Source organism: Rhodococcus sp. R1101 (assembly GCF_000278445.1).
Taxonomy (GTDB): Bacteria; Actinomycetota; Actinomycetes; order Mycobacteriales; family Mycobacteriaceae; genus Rhodococcus; species Rhodococcus gordoniae.
In genome coordinates, this window is record NZ_AJVB01000570.1 from 1 (window position 1) to 2,253 (window position 2,253).

Annotated in this window: 2 protein-coding genes and 1 pseudogene; 2 read left to right on the forward strand and 1 reads right to left on the reverse strand. The window is 69.2% G+C overall.

The window, feature by feature from the left end:
* The first annotated feature begins 31 nt into the window (after positions 1-31).
* Positions 32-391: a T3SS (YopN, CesT) and YbjN peptide-binding chaperone 1 gene (locus tag R1101_RS28080; protein ID WP_016935348.1), complete on the forward strand. Its 360-nt coding sequence runs from the start codon at positions 32-34 to the stop codon at positions 389-391.
* Positions 392-422: 31 nt separating this feature from the next.
* On the opposite strand, the gene R1101_RS0121720 is transcribed toward R1101_RS28080, so the two are convergent.
* A complete protein-coding gene (locus tag R1101_RS0121720; RefSeq protein ID WP_016935349.1) occupies positions 423-2,000 on the reverse strand; it encodes a dolichyl-phosphate-mannose--protein mannosyltransferase in 1,578 nt (525 codons plus the stop codon).
* Positions 2,001-2,023: 23 nt separating this feature from the next.
* Here R1101_RS0121720 and R1101_RS0121725 point away from each other — a divergent pair.
* A pseudogene (locus R1101_RS0121725) lies at positions 2,024-2,253 on the forward strand (16S rRNA (cytidine(1402)-2'-O)-methyltransferase); the annotation flags it as partial.

The window sequence follows — 2,253 nt, forward strand, 5'->3', positions numbered from 1 at the left end:
ACCATGTTCTTTCCTAACTTCTCACCGACAGGTGAATGGTTCCATCAGGTTGTGGGCGCCGCTGTTGCACGCGATCCCCGAGGACGACATCCCCGGAGCCGCGCCGGACGGCGGTCGCACCCACGCGCTGACCGAGCTCACCGAACTGAACCGGACGTGGTCGCACATCAAGGTGGTGCTCGTCGAGGACCGGCTCGTCGCCACCGTCGACCTGCTCGGCGATCCGTTCGTGCCCCGCCACCTGTCCGAACTGCTCGAGCGGCTCAAGGGCTTCCTCACGGTCGTCGACGAGCGGTTCGCCCGCCGGTTCGACGGCGTCCGCTACGGCTCCGGCAGAGAGCGCGAGGTCGATCTGCCCACCGAGGACACCGTCCTCGACGAACCGAACTGAAGCTCCGCTCAGCGCCGGACACGGGCTCCGCTCAGCGCCAGCTGGGGAGCCACAGCTGATCGTTCCAGCGCTCCGGAGTGATCGGCAGAGCCGTGAGGATCGGCCACAGCCACACGAAGTTCGCGATCACGAGCCCGACGTACAGGCACACCACGAGCAAACCGGTCGTCCGCCGTTCCTTCGACGCATGCGGTGAACCGAGGATGTCGCCGAGCACGAGCACGACACCCATCACGAGGAACGGCGCCATCGGCACAGCGTAGAAGTAGTACATCTGCCGGTCGAGGTTCGCGAACCACGGCAGGATCCCCGCGCCGTACCCGGTGAGCACCGCGGCCCACCGCCAGTCGCGGCGGACGAGCACCTGCCACAGCCCCCACCCGAGTACCGGCAGCGACACCCACCACAACGCCGGCGTTCCCAGCAGCATGACGGCCTTGACGCACTGCTCGGCGTCGCACCCGCTGATCCGCTCACCGTCGGCGAAGTAGTACAGCATCGGACGCAGCCCCATCGGCCACGTCCACGGCTTGGATTCCCAGGGGTGCTGGTTGCCGGCCGAGTTGGTCAGACCGGAGTGGAACTCGAGGACGCTCGCGCTGTAGTACCAGAGCGACCGCAGCGCGGCGGGCACGAAGGAGAACATCCCGTCGTGCCCGATCTGCGTGCCGACCGCGTGACGGTAGACGCCGGTCTCGCTCGCGAACCACGCCCAGTAGGTCGACAGGTACACGCCGAGCGGAACGAGCACGAGGGCGTAGAGCGCGGGACCGATGTCGCGCAGCGCCGTCCCCACCCAGGGGCGCTGCACCCGGTACGCGCGTCGCGCCGCGAGGTCGAAGGCCACGGACATCAGGCCGAAGAACGCGATGAAGTACAGACCCGACCACTTGGTGCCCACCGCCAGGCCGAGCAGAATGCCCGCGCCGAAGCGCCACCAGCGCACACCGAAGCGCGGACCCCACACGCTGTCGAGAACACGGCCCTCGGCGTGGACCCGAGCCATCCGGGCACGCACGTCGTCGCGGTCGACGATCAGGCAACCGAAGGCGCCCACGACGAAGACCGCTTGGAAGATGTCGAGCATGCCCAGGCGGGACGACACGAAGGTCACGCCGTCGACGACGAGCAGCAGCCCGGCGATCGCACCGAGCATCGTCGACCGGGTCATCCGCCGCACGATCCGCACGACCAGCAGGACGAGCACGACACCGGCGACCGCGGCCGAGAAGCGCCAGCCCCACGCGCTGTATCCGAACAGGGCCTCGCCGAGCGCGATCAGCTGCTTGCCCACGGGCGGATGCACGACGAGCCCGTAACCGGGGTTGTCCTCGATCCCGCCGCCGGTGAGCACCTGCCAGCCCTGCGGGGCGTAGTGCTTCTCGTCGAACACCGGTGTCTTCGCGTCGGTGGGGTAGTTGAGCATCGTGAACCGCGTGATCGCGGCGAGTGCCGTGACGAAGGCGGTGACGATCCAGCCGCGCACCCGGTCGCCGGGTAGCGGATCGGGTGCGGGCACGAGCGGGCCGGGACCGAGAAGGCGGCGGTCCGAGGCCTGGGAAGGACTACGGTCCGGGGCCTCGGAAGGGCTGCGGTCCGTCACGGTCACCTCCCGATCGTAGGCTGAGCCGTATGCAGGCAGCCAAACCGGTCCAGGGCGCGAATCCGGGAGAGGGCCGGCTCGTGCTGGCCGCCACTCCGATGGGCGACGTGGGGGACGCCTCGACGCGCCTTCGCGATGCGCTCGGCACCGCCGACGTGATCGCCGCGGAGGACACCCGCCGCACCAAGGCCCTCGCCGCGGCGCTCGGCGTCACCATCACCGGACGGGTCGTGAGCTTCTACGACCAGGTCGAGGTGTC